The 18,229-nt window shown below is 68.1% G+C and carries 15 protein-coding genes; 4 read left to right on the forward strand and 11 right to left on the reverse strand.

Translation table 11 applies throughout. The features are described from left to right. The 3 genes from M4D54_RS04130 to M4D54_RS04140 form a co-directional block, all read right to left on the reverse strand. The coding region (locus tag M4D54_RS04130; RefSeq protein WP_259890394.1) for an FRG domain-containing protein at window positions 1-866 on the reverse strand (866 nt) is incomplete at its 3' end. 236 nt (window positions 867-1,102) lie between these two features. Beyond that, entirely contained in the window at window positions 1,103-2,494 is a 1,392-nt protein-coding gene (locus M4D54_RS04135) for an IS1380 family transposase (protein WP_311199674.1), read from the reverse strand. A 268-nt stretch (window positions 2,495-2,762) separates the two neighbouring features. Then, the gene (locus M4D54_RS04140) at window positions 2,763-3,437 is read right to left on the reverse strand and encodes a TetR/AcrR family transcriptional regulator (protein WP_259890397.1); all 675 of its coding nucleotides are present in this window, start codon (window positions 3,435-3,437) and stop codon (window positions 2,763-2,765) included. 90 nt (window positions 3,438-3,527) lie between these two features. Here M4D54_RS04140 and M4D54_RS04145 point away from each other — a divergent pair, with 90 nt between their 5' ends. From M4D54_RS04145 to M4D54_RS04160, 4 genes are all read left to right on the forward strand, one after another. Next, complete coding sequence (locus tag M4D54_RS04145; RefSeq protein ID WP_193865167.1) at window positions 3,528-4,229, forward strand: DUF899 family protein; 702 nt, start codon at window positions 3,528-3,530, stop codon at window positions 4,227-4,229. A gap of 36 nt (window positions 4,230-4,265) precedes the next feature. Then, complete coding sequence (locus M4D54_RS04150; RefSeq protein ID WP_193865168.1) at window positions 4,266-4,769, forward strand: SRPBCC family protein; 504 nt, start codon at window positions 4,266-4,268, stop codon at window positions 4,767-4,769. Between the two features lie 68 nt (window positions 4,770-4,837). Then, window positions 4,838-5,737 carry a hypothetical protein gene (locus tag M4D54_RS04155; protein ID WP_259890398.1) on the forward strand — a complete coding sequence of 300 codons (900 nt, stop codon included), beginning with the start codon at window positions 4,838-4,840 and terminating at the stop codon, window positions 5,735-5,737. An 88-nt stretch (window positions 5,738-5,825) separates the two neighbouring features. After that, a complete protein-coding gene (locus M4D54_RS04160; RefSeq protein ID WP_259890399.1) occupies window positions 5,826-7,037 on the forward strand; it encodes a toxic anion resistance protein in 1,212 nt (403 codons plus the stop codon). 80 nt (window positions 7,038-7,117) lie between these two features. Here the strand turns inward: M4D54_RS04160 and M4D54_RS04165 are convergent, their stop codons facing one another. The 8 genes from M4D54_RS04165 to M4D54_RS04200 all read right to left on the reverse strand — a co-directional run bounded on the left by M4D54_RS04165 (window position 7,118) and on the right by M4D54_RS04200 (window position 18,198). Continuing rightward, the gene (locus tag M4D54_RS04165; protein WP_259890401.1) at window positions 7,118-8,332 is read right to left on the reverse strand and encodes a Wadjet anti-phage system protein JetD domain-containing protein; all 1,215 of its coding nucleotides are present in this window, start codon (window positions 8,330-8,332) and stop codon (window positions 7,118-7,120) included. Next, the gene (locus M4D54_RS04170) at window positions 8,319-11,672 is read right to left on the reverse strand and encodes an ATP-binding protein (RefSeq protein ID WP_259890403.1); all 3,354 of its coding nucleotides are present in this window, start codon (window positions 11,670-11,672) and stop codon (window positions 8,319-8,321) included. The genes M4D54_RS04165 and M4D54_RS04170 overlap by 14 nt, the downstream gene beginning before the upstream one ends. Beyond that, the gene (locus M4D54_RS04175; RefSeq protein WP_193864974.1) at window positions 11,669-12,412 is read right to left on the reverse strand and encodes a DUF4194 domain-containing protein; all 744 of its coding nucleotides are present in this window, start codon (window positions 12,410-12,412) and stop codon (window positions 11,669-11,671) included. Before M4D54_RS04175 ends, M4D54_RS04170 begins: the two co-directional genes overlap by 4 nt. After that, window positions 12,399-13,940 (reverse strand): DUF3375 domain-containing protein, encoded by a 1,542-nt coding sequence (locus M4D54_RS04180; protein ID WP_017823489.1) that lies wholly within the window; start codon window positions 13,938-13,940, stop codon window positions 12,399-12,401. Before M4D54_RS04180 ends, M4D54_RS04175 begins: the two co-directional genes overlap by 14 nt. Before the next feature lie 421 nt (window positions 13,941-14,361). Then, window positions 14,362-15,915, reverse strand: a complete 1,554-nt coding sequence (locus tag M4D54_RS04185; RefSeq protein ID WP_259890408.1) for an aldehyde dehydrogenase family protein — start codon at window positions 15,913-15,915, stop codon at window positions 14,362-14,364. After that, window positions 15,912-16,745 carry an NAD(P)-dependent oxidoreductase gene (locus tag M4D54_RS04190; protein WP_228018810.1) on the reverse strand — a complete coding sequence of 278 codons (834 nt, stop codon included), beginning with the start codon at window positions 16,743-16,745 and terminating at the stop codon, window positions 15,912-15,914. Before M4D54_RS04190 ends, M4D54_RS04185 begins: the two co-directional genes overlap by 4 nt. Beyond that, on the reverse strand, window positions 16,745-17,278 hold the full coding sequence (locus tag M4D54_RS04195; protein WP_228018917.1) for a hypothetical protein: 534 nt from the start codon (window positions 17,276-17,278) through the stop codon (window positions 16,745-16,747). Before M4D54_RS04195 ends, M4D54_RS04190 begins: the two co-directional genes overlap by 1 nt. Then, a complete protein-coding gene (locus M4D54_RS04200; RefSeq protein ID WP_311199675.1) occupies window positions 17,275-18,198 on the reverse strand; it encodes a DUF3100 domain-containing protein in 924 nt (307 codons plus the stop codon). Before M4D54_RS04200 ends, M4D54_RS04195 begins: the two co-directional genes overlap by 4 nt. Between the last annotated feature and the right edge of the window lie 31 nt (window positions 18,199-18,229).

Below are 18,229 nucleotides of genomic sequence, written 5' to 3' on the forward strand. Positions count from 1 at the left end.
TTAGAGAAGCGTCGCATGCCATCCACATCTGGATAGCAGGTTTGATGAGTGACGGGTGTCGTCGGGGTCAGATGCGACCTTCCCCCACCAGCCTTACGCAACTGACGGCGAATCGAAGCCTTATTGACATGAATTCTCGCAGTATATGCTGTAACGCTTTTACTTTCAGCGCGACGCGCAGACTCCGGGTTAGTAAAGTAGAAAGGAAGGGACATAATGGCCGAGACCTCATCCTTGAGCATCTGCCTATTCTCCTCTACATATTCATCCCATACCCATCGATGCACCTGCGTCGAAGGGAGCTTTCCTAGAAGAAAAACTCCAGACTGAGCGGCAAGACGAGGCGAGACTTCCGCCCGGGGTTTGAAAATTTTTATGCTCCCAGATTTGATATCTCCAATATTTACATCGACGCTTCCATCCAGAACCTCATCATCGCGCGGAAGAAGCACCGCAAACAGCCGACCATCCACCTCGTCCATGGCCTCGACCGCAAAAAACGTGGCAATGTAGGGGTCTGGACTAAAGTCGAGTAGCCGCGTCGGCACCCAGTTGTGTTGCAGGTATGCAAGCCATTCCAAATTACTTCGGAGCTTAGGCCTCTCTGCGACTAGCCAGTCTTTAGACTCCGCAAGTATGCGGTTCTCCACCTTCTGCAAGTCGGCATCAGTGAGCTCGTCATTCGCCATTAAACGCACGAGGGAGGATGTCACGGCCCATGCAGAGTTCGCCTGACCTCTCCAATACACATCGCAACCAGCTTCGTCTGCTTTAGCTTCAATCTCTTCAAAATACCTCTGAAGCTCGCTCGATGTCTTAAGGGTAGTCTCGACCAAATCATAGTGATCGTTAGGCTTAATCAGCACGATAGAACTCCATTGGCCTTCAGTTGAGATGGTGAGACCGGAGCGATTGATCTACAGTGCTGCTGACTAGCCTCGATCTTTCACGGTGCTGCTGAGCGGCAGCGTCGGGCGTCGAGGCCGATGTCCGTAGCTGATTCTGGCAAGAGGGTGTGACGGTCCGCCGCGTGTCGGTCGCGGTGGTCGGGCGTTCCGGTGCCAGGGTCCTTGGGGAGTGCGGTCAGCGACGGGGCCGGGAGCTATCCGGCGGGGGCGGGGAGGCCGGTGAGGCGGGCGTGGCCTGCCAGGACGATCCGGGCCCAGCGTGACCGGTCCGAGAGATGCAGGACCCGCTGCCGGGCATGCCGAGCGATGGTCGCGGGGACCTGGAACAAGCGGTGGCGCAAACGTTTGGGCTCCCACCGCCGGGCGGGCTGGTCGGCGTAGCCGAGCAGCCCCATCCAGGCAGTGATCTCGCTGGCCAGTGCGACGATCTGGCACCAGATCCGGTTCTGGGCGAAGGTCTTCAGTGGCAGGTTCCGTAAGCCGGCGTCTTTCGCGGCCCGGATCCGGTCCTCGCAGCGGGCACGGCGACGGTGACGGATCTCGAGGTCCGCGAGCTGGCCCGTGGTGGTGTTGGTGGCGAACGCGGTGAGCCGGTAGCCGTCGATGTCATCGAACCGCAGCTGCGCTCCGGGATGGGGACGTTCGCGGCGGACGATGACGCGCATCCCCTTTGGCCAGTCCTCGTCGAGGTCGAGCAGCCCGGTCAGTTCGGCGACATCCGCGCCGTCCCGGACGTCGCCGTCGGAGTTGTAGGCAGGCTCCCAGACGTGCTTGGGGATCAAGCGGAACAGCTCCGGCGTGTTCGCGGGCAGGGTGAATCCGACCGAGTACGAGACCCGCCGCTTCACCAGCTCCTGCAGCGTCTTCTTCGTCCCGCCGGCACCATCAATCCGGACCAACACCTTCCGCCCCGGCCGGGACCCCATCCCCACCTGCGCCAGCGCATCAGCGATCACCTGCTTGTGATCGGCTGCGGTGTTCGAGCCAGCATTCCCGGGACGCAGGAGGCAGGTCAGCATCTCCCCGGACCCGCCCGCGCCGTGGTCAACGAACGCGAGCAGCGGGTGGAATCCGAAGCCCTTCTTAAACGTTGGCCTCGCGAACTCTTTCTCGCTATGGGACGTCACCAGCGATGCGTCCAGGTCGATGACCAGTGGGTTCTTCGCCGTTGCGTTCGCGTTGGGGGCGTGGTTCCCGGCCTGAGCCCAGGCGTTCTTGCGTGCTTTCCGGCGGGCCGTGCTGATCGCGCTCTCGGCCTTGTCGACGTCACCGGCCAGGGTCGTGAGCAGGCGGGAGATCGTCGGATCCGAGGCCACAGGCCCATACACATCTGGTTCCGCCCGCAGCGTCGCGACATCAGCCAAGCAGTCCCCACCGACCGCCAACATGAGCGCAAGATCGGTGAGGATCTTTCCTGGGTCGTGCCGCGCGAACTGCTTCCTCCACGGCGCCAGGGCTCTGGACAGCTCGGTGGTCAGGCCCGTCGCCCGCAGCGTCTGGGTCAGCAGGATCCCGCCTGCTTGACCGACGGCGGGCACCGGTGCGACATCAACCTGAGGACGTGGATACAACCCGGTAGTATTCACCCTGAAGGTGCTCCTTGGACTGCGATGAACTGGACTCTAGACAAGCCCTATTCTTCCAGCTCAGGAGCACCTTCACCCATTACGACCCGCCCCTCGGACACCTCAACGATGAAAGCCCGAGGCTAGGCGCTCACGATCTGATCGGTGATCACATCTATGATATTCCTCACAAAGGTCCGAGGCAACTACACACCCGTTGGATCGTTCTCTCGAGGCCGTCTTTCGACTCATGCTCGTTCCCAGCTCACTCTCAAAGCAATGATCCGCCTCAGCGGATCCCGGTGGTGATGTCGTCCACCACGCGCTCAGCCACCTGCCTCACCACCTGGGGTTCTGAGCCGCGGAGGGGCCCGTGCACCATCAGCTCGGCGCAGCCGTGGACGGCCGACCAGCAGGAGAACTCCGCCCCCGGACGGCGGTAGGCCGGCAGAGCGCCGCTGGTAACGCACTCCTCCAGCGCCGCCAGCAGCTCCGCGAAGGGTGGCACCTCCTCGAGCCGCACCTGATCGGTGCCTCCTGCCTCACCGAAGAAGGCCAGTTCGAACCAGCCCGGTTCCTCGATCGCGAACTCGATGTACCCCAGCCCCACCCCGCGCAGGCGGCGCAGCGCGGCCTCGGCCCGGGCCACCAGTTCCACGGGCGTCTCGGCGCCGGTCCCGCTCGCGGCGCCCGGTTCCCCGATCCGTTCCCGCATCCGCCCCCGTTCCCGCATCCGCGTGGCCATTCGCTCCTGGATCTCCTGGCCCAGTGCACCCATCAGGGCTGCACGATCGCGGAAGTGTCGGTACGCGGCCGCGGGGGTCACGCCGGCGCGGCGGGTCACCTCACGCAGTGACAGCGCCGAGGGACCCTCACAGCGGGTGATCTCCAGGCCTTCGGCGATGAGAGCTGCCCGCAGATCACCGTGGTGGTAGCGGCGCGCGTCGACGGACGTGGTCCCCACTATTGACGCCCCTCCCCCGCAAGTTTACGGTGTTCACACAATGTGGATGGTGTTCACATGGACTCTATCCCTTCCTACCTGGGGGTCGTCATGACCACGCAGCACACCGCTCTCCCACCCGTCACAGATGCCGAGACCTGGAGGCGCGAGCTCGACGCCCTGCGCATCCGCGAGAAGGCCGCCACCCGCGAACTGGACGCGAGCGCCGCGCAGCGCCGGCGCCTGCCGATGGTGGCACTGCCGGACTACACGCTGGAGTCGAAGGACGGTCCGGTGAGCCTGGCCGACGTGTTCGAGGGCCGCTCGCAGCTGATCACCTACAACCACATGTGGAACCCCGACCCCGATGCCGAGTGGCAGTGCGGGGGCTGCACCGGCTTCACCAGCCAGTTCACCCGCCTGGACTTCCTGGACCTGTACGACGCCCGCTTCGTGGTCGTCACCCAGGGCCCGATCGACACGGCCTTCGCCTACCGCGAGAAGGTGGGCAACCAGATGCAGTGGTACTCCACCGCCAACAGCCCTTTCGGCGCCGATATGGACGCCCCTGCCGGCGGCGGGTTCGCCGTGAACGTGTTCCTGCGCGACGGCGAGAAGGTCTACCGCACCTGGCACACCACCGGTCGCGGCACCGAGCAGCTCTCCCACACCTTCCCCCTGGTGGACCTGCTGCCCTGGGGCCGTCAGGAGGCCTGGCAGGACGTCCCGGACGGCTGGCCGCAGTCCCCCACCTATGAGAAGTGGCTGGACTCCCCCGACGTTGCTCGGCTCTACGGGGCCTCGCAGTCATGAACGACACTGCGCAACAGCGACATAGCACGGAGCGAAATCCCCGCGCCGGACGTTGCCGAACTCACCCACCTCGTAGCCGAGCGCACTATCCACGCAGCGCCAGAGCGGGTGTTCTCCCTGCTCGCGGATCCCTCCCGTCATCACCTGACCGAACCCTCCGACTGGGTGCGGGGCAGCCTGGAGCAGTCGCCTGCCACGATCACGGAGGTGGGTCAGGTGTTCGGAATCGAGATGTTCCACGTCAACGCGGGGGGCCGCTACGAGATGCACAACCGCGTCATCGCCCTGGAGCCGGAGCGCACCATCGCGTGGGAACCGGCCCAGTACTCCGCAGACGGCATCCTGGAGACCGGCGGCTGGACCTGGCGGTACGACCTCGAACCCGCGGGTGCCGACACCCGCGTGCGCCTCACCTACGACTGGAGCGCCACCCCGCCCGAGATCATCGAGCAGATCGGCGGGATGCCGGCCGTGGGCATCGACCATCTGGAACGCTCCCTCGAGGCCCTCGCCGGTGCCGTGGAGACCAGCCACGCCTGAGCCCCGTCTACCCTCCGCCCAGCAGTAAGCGATAACCTGCGCACGACCACGAGACGAGGCGGGTGCACGTGAGCGAGGGGAACGACCCGTCGGCCCAGCGGCCGACCACCGAGGGTGCCGCCGCGCCCTCACGCCCCGCCCTGCCCGGGGACATGGACCTGCCGTGGAAGGCCACGGCTGAGCGCCGCGACCTGTGGGGACCGGCCCCGAAGCCCCTGGAGGGAAAGGTCCACTCCCCCGCAGCCGGCAGCTCGACCGAGCTGGTGCGCTCCGGCCCCCGTCGAAACCCCCTGGTGTCCTTCGGGGTGCCGGTGTTGACGGGCTCGGCGGCGGCCTTCGCCGTGGTCGCTCTCGGGGTGGCCGGGGTGATCGCCGGGCCGATCGCCGCGATCGCCGCCGGTGTGGGGGTGCTGGCCGCGGGCGGCACCGGTGGCCTGCTGTACTCCCTGCGCCCGCAGCCGGCCCGTCTGCTCACCACCGGTGCCGACGTGCCCGATTCCACCCGCGAGATGCTCGAGCAGATCCTGCACGCCACCGCTGAGACTCGCGGACGCACCCGTGACCTGCGCGCCCGCGCCTCGGACCCGACAGCCCTGCAGGTGCTGAAGGACGTCGACGCGCTGCTGGTGCGGATCGACGCCCTGGCCGGCTCCGAGGCGATACAGACCCTGCGCCCCTCCTCCGGTGAGGTGACGATGCTGGAGGGCATGGCCTCCCGGTACGTCCCGGAGCTGGTGGACGCCGCTGAGGACATCATCGGCTTCCTGGTCACCTTCCGCGGCTCCGCCCGCGAGGAGGCGCTGGAGAACCTGCGGGCCGTGGACCAGCAGCTCGGTGTGCTGGCCGACGGCGTGGAGCGCATCGAGCAGGACATGGTGGCCGGGGTGTCCCGCTCCCTCGAGGTGCACTCCGAGTTCCTGCGCACCCGTTTCGCCGATCAGCACCTGAACCCCATCATCGACGTATGAGAGCCGCCGGTCCGCCACCGCCCCGCCGGGGCCGACGGACCGGCCCGACCATTCCTGTCCCCGCGACCATCAGCCTGAGGAGGCCCCCATGGACAAGCTTCAGCCCCCCACCCCCGCCGAGGAGATCGTGCCCGCCGAGCCCGTCGAGGAGCTCAGTGAGGAGAAGGCCGTCTCCCTGCTCACCGACCTGCCCGCCGAGCAGCAGAAGGAGCTGGAGACCCGCGCCGACCAGTGGCTCGAGGAGATCTCCACCCTGAACCCCCACTCCCAGGAGTTCACCGCCCAGGTCAACGCGCTGGGCGCGGTGGCGCGTCGTACCTTCGAGCGCACCAGCGGCACCTCCTCCCGCTTCATGGAGCAGTCTCTGCGTGATGCGAAGGAGTCCGGCGGCAGCCAGGAAGTGGTCTCCAAGTCCCTCGCGGACCTGCGCAACACGATGGAGGACCTGGCCCCCAAGGAGGACACCTTCGCTTCCAAAGCACTGAGCTTCCTGCCCGGCCGCGGCGCCGCCAAGCGCTACTTCCGCAGCTTCGAGTCCAACCAGAAGCAGCTCGACGGTGTGCTGACGGCCCTGGGCCGCGGCCAGGAGATGCTGCAGCGCGACAACGCGGAGCTGGCCGTGGAGCGCCGCGGACTGTGGGAGGACCTGGGTGCCCTGCAGAAGGCCTCCCACCTGCTGGGTCTGCTGGATGATCGGGCGGTGGAGAAGGCGCGGCAGGCCCGTGCGGAGGGACGCACCGAGGCGGCCGACGCCCTGGAGCGCGACGTGCTGTTCGCCGTGCGTCAGCGCCGCCAGGACGTGGCCACCCAGATCGCCGTCACCGTGCAGGCGTACATGGCGATGGGCCTGATCGAGGACAACAACACCAAGCTCGCCCAGGGCGTGGAGCGGGCCCGCACCACCACGGTGACGGCACTGCGCACCGCGGTGATCACCGCGCAGGCGCTGGAGAACCAGAAGCTGGTGCTCGACCAGATCGACGCGGTCAACTCCACCACCGATTCGCTGGTGGCGCGCACCTCGCAGATGCTGGCCGACAACTCCGTGAAGATCCAGGAGCAGGCCGCCACCTCGGGCGTCTCCGCCGAGACCCTGCAGAAGGCCTTCGACAACCTGTTCACCACCATGGACGGGATCGACACCTTCCGCGCCCAGGCCAACCAGAACTTCCTGGAGACCGTCAACGCCCTGGAGCACCAGGTGGAGCGAGCCCAGCCCTACATGCGCCGCATGGAGCAAGCCCCCGCCCAGCAGGCCCAGATCGACTCGGCCTCGGACCTGCTGCGCATCGAGGACTGATCAGCTCCTCTCATCGCCGCGAGCGGCGATTTCGTTGAGCATCTCAGGAGTGAAAGGCCACCGATCTCGCTATTGATCGATCAGCATGACCGGTCAATCATCACGGCCGCTTCAAGGTGCGTGACCGCGTAGCCGAGCTCGATGCGTTCCTGCTCCAGCCGTGTGCCGCCCGTGGCGAGTTCATCGTGCAGGATCTGCTCGCTCCCGGTCAGGCGTGAGAGCGTGACCACCGGACGCACGGACGTGGTGACGGCGAGCGCTCGATGGTCTTCGAGGGTGTCGGCATCCATGAGAATGCTGGTGACGTCGTCATGGTGGTGCCGGGCCCGGTCCAGGATCCGGAAGCCGTCTGCGTCGATATCCCCCCAGTAGATGACCGGGACGTCTCGTATCCAGGGCACGTCGAGCAGGCTGGGGATCGCGTATCCGGAACCGCTCACGGCAACCGCCTCGGGGATGTCCGGGAGCACCTGGACGGTCTCAGCGTTCTCACACACGATGACCACGCGGGGGGTGAGCCCCAGATCAGGCAGCTGCCTCACGGCGATCCGGCAGCTTCGAGGGAAGCCGGGGTGTCCCTGTCGAAGTCGGGGATCGAGGACCAGGACGTCGTGGAAGACGGGGTCCGAGGCGAGGCCGAGGTCCTCCGACCCGTCGGCGCGGGCGGCGCCGACGAGCCTGCTCACCAGTGACCGGTGATCCCGCAGCCACTTCGTGTGCATACCCGGGAACGGCACCTGGCGGATGCGCAGCCCCGAGCGGGGGTGGGACAACAGCCAGGCCGCCACCGCGATCGACAGATCGGCATCTGTCGGAGACATCCGCAGCCACTGCGCGCGCGACCGGTCCATCCCCGCAGCGACCGAGTGACGCAGAGCCTCGCCCCCCACCCCGGGATGATTGGCCAGGTGGGGAGTCTCCTCATGGTGGGCCAGGTGGGACACCGCCGCTTCGTAGCGGACACGCAGGAGCTCCGCCTCCGCCTGGGTCGGTCCGCCGGCACACTCGGTGAGCACGTCAGCACCGGTTGCACCCCATCGCACGGGGACTCGCTGGGAGCCGAGGTGTGCCCAGCGGCGCTCCTCCCACTGCACGTGGAGGCCCAGCGGTTCGGGGGCGCGACGCCACAGCTGGACCCACTCGGAGACCGCGGGCGGGTCGGCAAGTGCCTGCGCAGCCGTGGGAGGGTGCAGGGGCACGCTCACGGTCGCCTTCGAAGGCTCAGCGAGCCATGCGGGCAGGTTGCGATCCCACTTGGTGCGCAAGGTCGCTCGGACGTCCTCAGATGTGCGCATGTGGACCTGATCCCATGTCGGTGAAGGCGACTGCCGAGAGCCGCGAGGCCCGACCGGTGGGGTTGGAGACGACCGCCGCTCCACCGACATACTCCTCGATCGTCTGCAGCATCTTCAGGGGTGTGGCCAGCAGCAGTTGGAAGCCGAAGGAGCGGAAGACCTCCAGTCCGGCCCGAGTGAAGTGGATATCGGTCTTGTCGAAGGCCTCATCGAGCACCACCAGACCGTACGGCGGGAACCCATCGGCGCTGGAGGTGAGCTGGTAGCGCAGGGCCGCAGCGAGGCAGAACGTCACGAGGCGCTGCCGCTGGCCACCGGACCGCCCGTCGGACCCCTTGTACACGTCGACCACCATGCCCTCGGCGTCGATCTCGCGCGCCTCGAACTCCACATGGCGACGGGTGTCGAGCACCCGCTTGCGCCAGGATTGATCTGCGCTCTCCGCGGAGCCCAGCCGGCGCAGGACGTGGTCCATCCGCGCGAACCGCTCCTCGGCCGCTGTGACGCTCTCATCGTCCTGGTGGAAAGCACCGTGGGTGATCTCCATCAGCTCCCCCAGGAACGCTTTCGCCTCGTCGCTCAGACGCTGATGGGCTATCAAGGTCAGCCAGGTGCGCCGTTCGGTGTCGAAAGGGGTGGCACGCAGTGACTCATCCACCGGTCCCAGTCGCTGCTGGACGTCGCGGATGGCGTGCGCGATGTCCGCGCGGAGCTGACCGATGTTGTTCTGGGACTGGGTGCGCAGCAGGTCCCGGAAGCGATGCTCGAACTCCGGCAACCGATCGGACTCCAGGCGACCCAGCTGCGCGAGGAAGTCCGGGGTGGCCGCGATGTCGTCGACCAGGTTCACCGATCTCTCGGCCCACTGACGCAGGTACCGAGCGCGGGCGAGCGCCAGCGCACTCTCCGCACTGCGGATCTGGTCCTTGACCTGATCGAGCTCATCGCGGATTTGCCCGGAGACCTCACTGATCACGTCGGGCAGTTGCTCACGCGCCAGCGTGCGCCGCCTGGCCCGGACCCGTCGATCGAGCTGCTCGCGATGCACGAGGTCAAGGTGCGCATCGGCGAGTTCCCCCCGAGCTCGTTCCAGATCGGCGGTCGCGGACTCGACCGCAGCGGACAGATCGTGGTGCCGGTTGCGAGCCTGCTCGGCATCGTCCCGGGCCTGCGCATGGTCCTCCCCAGCAGTGCGGAGCAGGACCTCCAGGCGGGCCATGTCGGCGTCGGACAGCAGGTCCTGTCGCTGCTGCCGCAACGTCCCGAGGCGCTGATCGACGTCGACGGCGTCGATGTCCTCCCAGTTCAGCTGCAGCAGCTGAGCAAGGTCGAGGTCCCGGTCCCGGAGGGCCCGCCGCTGCCGCTCCATGTCTGCAAGGCGTTGCTGACTCTGCGCGATCTCCGCGTTGGCCTGCTCGAGCTGCTGCCTGCGCACCTCGAGCAGAGCCGCGTTGTCGGTACCGATGACCCAGTGGTCCCGGTCCGAGATCCGATGGCGGTCATCCTTGATGTGGCGATCACGGTTCTTCACCTGCCCGGCGCGACTGAGTGCCTTCTCATGCCGAGCCAGCTGCTGCGCATCGTCGACCAGGACGTGCGGGAATCCCGAGGAGATGCGGCCCCGCAGCCACGACTGAAAGGGAGACGGTGCGAGTTCCAGCACGGACAGGACGGTGCGATGCGAGACCGCACCGGCATCGTGCCGGTGTCGATCCGTTTCCCGAACCCGTTCGTAGGAGATGCGCCGGTTCCAGTGCCGCGCATCGACAGCCCGGGCCACAGCAGGGTAGAGACGCTCAGGAACCAGGATGGTCGTGGAGAGTCCTGCCAGCAGTCGCTCGACGGCGCCCTGCCACTGCTCATCGCGGACGTTCATCAGCTCGCCGGCGAACGGAAGTGAGGCCGGGGACTCGCCGGCGGCCTCGGCGAGCTGGTCCCTCACCTCCACCAACGATGCCGGCAGGTTCGATCGCCGAGCGTTGAGGGATCGGATCTCCGCGATCAGATCGTCCCTGCGCCGTGTGGCCTCGGCGTGCTCCACGTGAACGGGACCGGAGGTCCGGGTCAGGCCACCTGTCTCGTGATCGATGCGCTGTTGTTCGCGCTGGGCCTGGGCCTGGGCACTGGCGAGCTCCTCCGCGGTGCCTGGCATCGGGGAGCCGAGGCGGTCGAGCACCGGGGCGATGCGGTCGATGTGGTTCCGAACCCGTTCCTGGCGGTCCTCGGCCTGCTCGATCCGGCTCTCGAGCACCTGCAGGGCGGCGCCGCCGCGGTCATCGAGGGCCTGTCGGGCACGACGCTCCGCCTCCCGGGCGTCGTCCTCCGCGCGCCGGGTCCTGTCCCGCTCGTGTGCGGCGGCAGCGAGCTCGATCTCGCTCGCGCTCAGGTCACTCTGAGCGAGTTCAGCCAAGCGGGTGTACCGGTACGTCCCGACGGCTGCCAGCAGTGCGGAGAGCTGTTCCTGTTCCGCAGTGGCAGCACGGTGGACCTGCCACTGCTCCCTTTGAGGGATCAGCGCCTCGATCTGCTCACGCGCATCGATGACGGTGGCGTGCGCGTCCTGCAGAGCCCGGAACTGTTCGACAGCCTGGTCCGCGAGGGCGAATGTCGATGGCGTCTCGAGCATGAAGCCGCGCAGCAGGTCGTCCAGCGAGGTCAGGGACTTTGCTGCCTGGGTGCGGTGCAGTAGCCGCTGGGCGTCCTCGCTGCCGATCCCGGTGAGCCGTCGCAGGTGCACGCCGAACCTGGTGTAGCTGTCCTCGGCTGCCTGCGGGGAGAGCTGCTGCTTCAGGCGCCGTCGATCGATGCCCGTGTCGCACAGTCGGAGGACGTCGGCCAGTTCTGTCGGCCGATCGAACAGGACGAAGGCGGAACGGAGATCGACGGCTGCAGCGGAACGACCCGCCACGTGCATCACTCGCATCGCCGTGACGGCGCGCCCCAGACCGTCCTCGAAGGTGAGCGCGATGCCGGAGACAGTCGTCGACTGCCGCAGGTAGCCGGGGCGCACCTCGCCGGTGGCCTCGTCGGTATGCCGACGGTAGGCGCCGCGCACGTAGCTCATGGGTGAGCGGTCACGGTCACCGGCCGGTCCGTCCTGGGCAGCGGCGTTGAAGCGCGTCTCACCGGGTTTCATGAGCACTGCACTGATGGCATCCAGGATCGATGACTTCCCGGAGCCGGACTCCCCGGTGAGCAGCAGACCTGCACGGGGCACGGTGAGGTCGTGGCGCTTGTCGAAGGTGCCCCAGTTGTGCAGCTGGATGCGGGCAAGTCGCATCTGCCCGGGATGGGAGACTCCCGCTGCGGTGGGGTCGAGGTCGAGGCTGGTCTGGCTCACGTCGCGCTCTCCGTCTCGTCGAGACCTGTCTCATCGGTGTCCGGCTCGTCAGGGTCCGGCCCGTCGGAATCTGCGTCGTCGGACTCTGCGTCTTCTTCTGTCATCCCGTCGGCACTGGGCAGGTCACCGGTCCCTCCGCGCCGCAGGCGTTCGTACTCCACCTCGATCCCCTCGATCACCTCGGGGGTCAGGATCAGCGCGAGGATCGAGGACACCTCCCACCGATCGTCGGTGTCCGTGGGGAGCAGGATCGACCACTCCCGCATCCGCTTGATGCTCGCGGTGAGCCTCTTGCCGAACTGCGCCTGGTCATGACCGGAGGAGGTGGCGTAGGCCTGCATGTGCGCCTCGATCTCATCGCGCCCCACCACCATCCGCTCCTGTTGGGCAGCGCCTTGGAGCAGCAGATGCCGGAGGTGGAGGAGCAGCGCGGAGTCGATGAAGCTCAGCGGTGCCTTCCGCAGCACGCTCGGGACGGCCTGGTCGAAGTCGGGGCCGGGCTCGAGGTTGCGGGAGAAGGCGACCTCGGCATCGGCGTCGATCACCAGATCCAGCAGCAGGTCGCCGAGGTGGCGCCGTACCACCGCCTCGTGTGCCAGCAGCGCCGACCACACCAGAGGATCACGGCGGAAGGAGATGTACGGTCCGCGCAGCAGCGCGACCAGTGCTCGGCGCACGTCCAGCGGCAGGGTCCCCGGGTCACCGGGCCACAGCACCACACGATCGTCACTCTCCGACATGACTGTCCTTTCCGAGGGGGCGGGTGAACCGGCTGCGACTGATCCGAGCGCTGCGCCAGCCATTGCCGCCGTTGTGTTCGGCTCGTCCGACACCGGCTTCGCGCTCGGCACCTGCTCTTCTCCCGACCAGGCGCCATCGCACCGTCTCCACGGTGTCGGACGGCCCCTCGACCCGTTCACCGTGCCGATGGGCGAGGACCAGCAGGCCGACGATCGAGGCGAGTCCCTGAGTCGCAGGATGCTCCTCGAGCACCTCACCGACAGTCGCCGTGGAGCGGCGAGAGAGGACATCGTCGACTGCATCGACCAGTTCAGCCATATCGATCTCCGATTCACGGATCGCTGCGCGCATCGCCTCGAGATCGAGCACCTCGGTCGACGCGAGCTCGAGATCGTCCTGCGCTGTGACGTCCGAGGGTACGAGCAGATGCAGCTGGCCGACCGAGCGCGGGGTGAAGGTCGACAGCGTCAGCTCCACACCGATCCTAGTGTGAGGCCTCACCTGGGGCGCGATCTCCAGACCGATGCGCTGGGGCCTGCGGAGCCGATCGGCAAGGGCCCGGAACTCCTCGAACTGCCGGGAGCGGACGAATTCGCGCAAGGACCGTGACAGGTCGATCATGGCGTGCCGCACCTGGTGGGATTCCCGTTGCAGACGGGCGAGGTACGACTGCAGGTACACGATCCGTTCGCGACCGAACCGGTGCGCGAAGGGACGGGTGGCAAGCGCATCCACGGCATCGTGGAACCTCGCTTCCTGGACGGGGTCGATCACCATGTCATGGAACGCGGCGAAGGAGCGTCCGGCCTCCGAGTCCTCGATCGCGTCGACGCCCAGGAACAGTTGGTCGAGGATCTCCCCCTGCGAGCCCTCGTGCTCCACCAGGTCCAGGCGCAGTCTCCGGTGCAGCCTCTCCAGTTCACCGCGCACCCGGGTGAAGTCGGACGGTACGTCCAAGGCCAGGGAGTACAGCTCGTCGATCGTCTCCAGTGCCTGAGCCTCCGGAAGCGGTTCTGCACCCAGTTCCATGACCTGTGCGATGGCCTCGTCGAGGCGGTCGCGCTCGGTATGCAGTGCCTCCAGCCGCCCAGCCGAGTCAGCATCGGTGTCGCGGGCAAGGGTGCGCAGCCGTTCGGTCAGCAGGGTGAGCCGGGAGCGTGTCACGGCATCGCGGGGGGTGTGCAGCTGTTCGATGAGACGCAGGGCGCTCTGAGAGTTCTCGGTGAGGGCGAATTCCTCCGTCCGTTCGGTCCGTGCAGCGCGGCGTGTGAGGTAACCCTGCTCTACCCATGTCGCACAGTACTGCTGGGCCGTGCGGGGCAGGTCGATGCCGTGGAAGCGCAGTTCCGCGAGGTCTGCAGACAGGAGGTCGTACAGGTCAGCGGCGGTACGGGTTCGCACATCCCCCGCGAGATGCGTTCCCAGGAGGCCGAGAGTGACAGGGGCGTTGTCGGTTCGCAGCAGCGCGAGGACGCCTTCCCCGCCGAACAGGTCCCGGTTCTCCAGTGCACGGGCGATCGCGGACATCAGCGGTCTCCTTCCTGTTCTTTGAGCGGCACAGCAACATCACAGCAGAGGCGCACCATGCGCATTCAGGACTCGCGTCGGAGCTGGATCACTCCACCAGGAACAGAGTAGGGACCCGCACCGACAGACGTGGGCCACCCCGGAAATCACCGGCCCCGCAGCACCTCGAACACGATGGAGTCGTCGCGGCGGTCGAAGGTGCCGTCGACCATGCGCTGCCCGCGGTCGCCGAATATGAACGAGGCGGCGGCGCCCGACCACGGGGGCTATGGGCCCCGGTCGCGATCTACTGCTGCGAGCACTGCTCGAAGCACTGAATCCCGGAGAGGCCCGGGTACCGCATCGAACCTATGCGGTACCCGGGCTCTTCCCTGCTGTGCGGCCCCCGGAACTCGGTTCGGATCGCTCAGCGGCCCGCGGATCAGTACCCGAACGCCAGCGGCGCCTGGTCGTCGGTCTCCACCCACACGGCCTTCGGCTCGGAGTACTCCAGCAGGCCGTCCCATCCGCTGGAGCGGCCGTGGCCGGAGTGGCCGAAGCCGCCGAAGGGGGCCATCACGTTGATGGTCTTGTAGCTGTTGACCCAGATGGTGCCGGCCCGCAACTGCCGCGCCACCCGGTGGGCGCGGTCCACGGCTCCCGTCCACACGGCGCCGGCCAGGCCGAAGTCGGTGGCGTTGGCCAGCTCGATCGCCTCGGCCTCGGTGTCGAAGGGGATCGCGGCGACCACCGGCCCGAACACCTCCTGCTGGGCGATCGGATCGGTGTTGGACACCCCTGCCAGCAGCGTGGGCGGGAAGAAGAACCCCTCACGGTCCAGGCGGGCACCACCGGCGACCACCTGCGCTGTCCCGGCCGCGGCGTCCACCAGTTCGGTGATGCGCTCCAGCTGGGCGCGGTTCTGCACCGGCCCCACCTGGGTGTCGGCCGCCAACGGGTCACCCTGCTGGATGCTGCGGGCCAGCTCCCCGAGCCGCTCCACCACCTGGTCATGCACCGAGCGCTGCACCAGCAGCCGGGACCCGGCCACACAGCTCTGCCCGGCACCGGAGAAGATCGCGGCGGTCGCCCCGCCCACGGCGCGGTCCAGGTCCGCATCCTCGAACACGATGTTGGCGCTCTTGCCCCCCAGCTCCAGCACACAGGGGATCAGCGCCTCACCGGCCGCAGCCGCGATGCGCCTGCCCGTGGCGGGTGACCCCACGAACACCACCTTGCCGATCCCGGGATGGGTGACCAGGCGCTGCCCGGCCGTCGGCCCCAGCCCGGCGATCACCGCCACCAGGCCCCGCGGGGCACCGGCCTGCTCCACCAGGGAAGCCAGCACGATCGAGGTCAGGGGAGTGAGCTCGGAGGGCTTCAGCACCACACCGTTGCCGGCGGCGAGCGCCGGAGCGAGCTGCCAGCCGGCGGTGAACACCGGCGCGTTCCACGGCGTCATCTGGGCGACCACCCCGTAGGGCTCGCGCAGGGTGTAGGTGAGGTGGCTGGTGGGCACGGGGATCGTCTGGCCGTGCTGCTTGTCCGCCCAGCCCGCGTAGTACTCGAACATCTCGGCGACCTTGGTGGTCTCCGCGCGGGCGTCGCCCAGGATCTTGCCGCCGGTGCGCGCCTCCAGCCGTGCGATCGGCTCGAGCTGCTCGCGCACCAGCTGGCCGATGCGCCACAGCACCTGGCCGCGGTCCGACGCGGTCATCCCCCACCAGCGCTGCTGCGCGATGCGGGCCGATCGCACCGCGGCATCCACGGCCTCCTCGCCGCCGTCGCGGTAGGTGAACAGCTCCTGCTCGGTCGCGGGGTCGATCAGCGGCACCTCGTCGCCGTCGCCGCTGTGCACGACGCCGTCGATCCAGCTGCCCACGGCGTCGGAGCCCATCAACTGGGCCCACAGTGCGGGGGCGGTGGCGGCGGGCGGCTGGGGGTCGGCCTGCTCAGAGGTGTCGTGCTGTCCGGGGGCGTGGTCAGGGGCGGTCATCGGGTGGTCACCATCCTGTTGAAGTCGTCGGCAGGGCCCACCTGCTCGCGCAGGCCGGCCCACATTCGTTCGGCTGCCTCCACCAGTGGGGAGGAGGCGCCCTGTTCGGCCACCATCTCGGCGGCGAGGGCCACGTCCCGGGCCATCAGGCCCACCGGGAAACCGGAGTCGAAGTCACCGGTGAGAACCCAGCGGGGCAGATTCACCTCGGTGACGGCGCTGCGACCGGAGGCGGTGTTGATCGCCGCCAGCAGGCGCTCCAGCTCCACGCCGGAGTTCTCCGCGACGCCGTGCAGGGCCTGGGCGGCGGCAAGGTGGATGCCGCACAGCAGGTTGTTCATCAGCTTCGCGGTGTTGCCGGCGCCCACCTCCCCTACGTGATTCACGTTGGTGGCCAGCGGTTCGAGGGCCTCCAGCACGGCGGGCAGGTGCTGCTCGGGGCAGCCCAGGAACACGGTCAGCTGTCCTGTGGCGGCGCCGGAGGGCCCGCCGGAGACGGGGGCGTCCACCAGCACGTGGCCGTTCTCGGCGAGGTGCTCGGCGCGGCGTCGGGTGTCGTCCGGCGGGCAGGTGCTGGCATCGATCACCAGCAGCTGGTGGGGTGCCTGGTCGAGGGCGGGCAGGATCTGGTCGACCTGCTCGGTGCCCGGCAGGGACAGCACGACGGTGCGGGCCCCGGCGAGCGCCTCGGCCAGCTCCATGCGCTCCACCCCGTCGGGCGTGGGGCCGGGGCCGGGGTCGACGCCGAGCACGCGGTGGCCGGCGCGCACCAGGGTGGCGGCCATGCCGCCGCCCATGTGGCCCAGGCCCACTACGGCGAATGCGCTCATCAGCTGGTGACCCGCAGCGTGATCTCGGCGATCAGGGCGGAGCCCACGTAGGTGCCGGTGAACACCAGCAGCGCGATGATCAGGATCTTCCAGCCGGAGCGGCACATCACGTCCAGCTCCATGCGGCTGATCGCGAAGCCGGCGTACGCCAGCGGCGGCACCGCGAGGGCCAGGAAGTCGATCCCGCTGACCAGCGGCAGGATCGTCCCGCTCCACGGCAGCATCGGCAGGGTGAACAGGATCGCCACCAGCGAGATCCATGCGACCGACGGCAGGCGCAGCGGCACGTACTTGGTCAGCAGCAGCCCGCCGATGCACATCACGTACAGCACCGCGAGGCCGATCACGATGTCGATCACCGAGAGGTCGGTGGCGAGCATCTGGATCGGCACCGCGATCAGCGACACGATGGCCACGTCGCGCAGGGTGGGCAGCAGCTGGATCTGCTTCTCGTCGCCGGCGGCGAAGTCGAGGTCGGACAGGTCGTCCTTGGGCAGCTCGGGCCCGGTGGGGGTGGCGTCGGCGGTGGTCATCGCAGCTCGTCCTTCCCGCTGGTGGGGGTGGTGGGATCGGCCGACGGGCCGGTGGCGGTGGCGGCGGGGTGGGCGGCCGCGGCGGCAGCCCGGCGCTCACGACGGGTGGGCGGGTTGCCGGGGTCGTCGGGCCTGGCCCAGCGGTACATCCACTCCACCAGCGGCAGGGCCACGAACAGGCTCACGTACATGCCGGTGGCGTAGGTGAGCAGGTTGGAGGAGCCGGCCAGCGCCGTGATGGTCTCGGTGGCGGCGGGGTCAGCGGCCGACAGGGCCCCGGCGCACGCGGCCATCATGGAGCCGGAGCCGATGCCGCACGCCATGGCCAGGGCCTCCACGCTGAACAGGCCGGAGGTGGAGAACAGTGAGGCCAGCACCGCGAAGATGAACGTGCCGAACAGGGTGCCCATCACGTACACGCCCAGCACGCCGGTGCCCTCGGCGCTGCGCAGCCCGTAGCGGTCGGCAATGATCGCGATGTTCGGCTCGCGGGCGATGGAGTGCACGGCACCGACGGACTCGCGGCCCATCCGCAGGATCCACACGGCGATCGGGAACGCCAGGATGATGGTGCCCAGGTTGCCGATCTCCTGCAGCAGCAGGGCGGGCCCGGACTTGATCACCAGCTCGATGCCGGGGCCGATGTCCGCACCGAAGCGGGCGATGAACGGCATCAGCGCCACCACGATCAGCGGCCCGGCAGCAGCGGCCCGCTCCCGGGAGACCACCTTCTTCATGTACCCCGCGACGTTGGGGTTCAGCAGCAGGGCGATCACGAAGGCGTACAGCATCGGCAGCAGCAGCACGGTGCCGATACCGATGGGGATGCGGCGCACCCCGATCAACTGGGCCAGGATGCCGACGACCAGCACCAGCAGGTGCAGCGGCCAGAGCCTGGCGAAACCGCGGGCGGTCTCCATGGGGGTGCTCCTCGGGGACGGGCCCCAGGCG

It is taken from the genome of Brachybacterium sp. p3-SID1565 (assembly GCF_025143785.1).
In the GTDB taxonomy this organism is placed as follows: Bacteria; Actinomycetota; Actinomycetes; order Actinomycetales; family Dermabacteraceae; genus Brachybacterium; species Brachybacterium epidermidis.

What these genes read in the sequence shown, in the direction of transcription:
- M4D54_RS04145 (WP_193865167.1), top strand. Translation starts at nt 3,528, where the DNA reads ATGACCACGCAGCACACCGCTCTCCCACCCGTCACAGATGCCGAGACC.
- M4D54_RS04160 (WP_259890399.1), top strand. Translation starts at nt 5,826, where the DNA reads ATGGACAAGCTTCAGCCCCCCACCCCCGCCGAGGAGATCGTGCCCGCC.
- M4D54_RS04165 (WP_259890401.1), bottom strand. Translation starts at nt 8,332, where the DNA reads ATGCGCACATCTGAGGACGTCCGAGCGACCTTGCGCACCAAGTGGGAT.
- M4D54_RS04175 (WP_193864974.1), bottom strand. Translation starts at nt 12,412, where the DNA reads ATGTCGGAGAGTGACGATCGTGTGGTGCTGTGGCCCGGTGACCCGGGG.
- M4D54_RS04180 (WP_017823489.1), bottom strand. Translation starts at nt 13,940, where the DNA reads ATGTCCGCGATCGCCCGTGCACTGGAGAACCGGGACCTGTTCGGCGGG.
- M4D54_RS04185 (WP_259890408.1), bottom strand. Translation starts at nt 15,915, where the DNA reads ATGACCGCCCCTGACCACGCCCCCGGACAGCACGACACCTCTGAGCAG.
- M4D54_RS04190 (WP_228018810.1), bottom strand. Translation starts at nt 16,745, where the DNA reads ATGAGCGCATTCGCCGTAGTGGGCCTGGGCCACATGGGCGGCGGCATG.
- M4D54_RS04195 (WP_228018917.1), bottom strand. Translation starts at nt 17,278, where the DNA reads ATGACCACCGCCGACGCCACCCCCACCGGGCCCGAGCTGCCCAAGGAC.
- M4D54_RS04200 (WP_311199675.1), bottom strand. Translation starts at nt 18,198, where the DNA reads ATGGAGACCGCCCGCGGTTTCGCCAGGCTCTGGCCGCTGCACCTGCTG.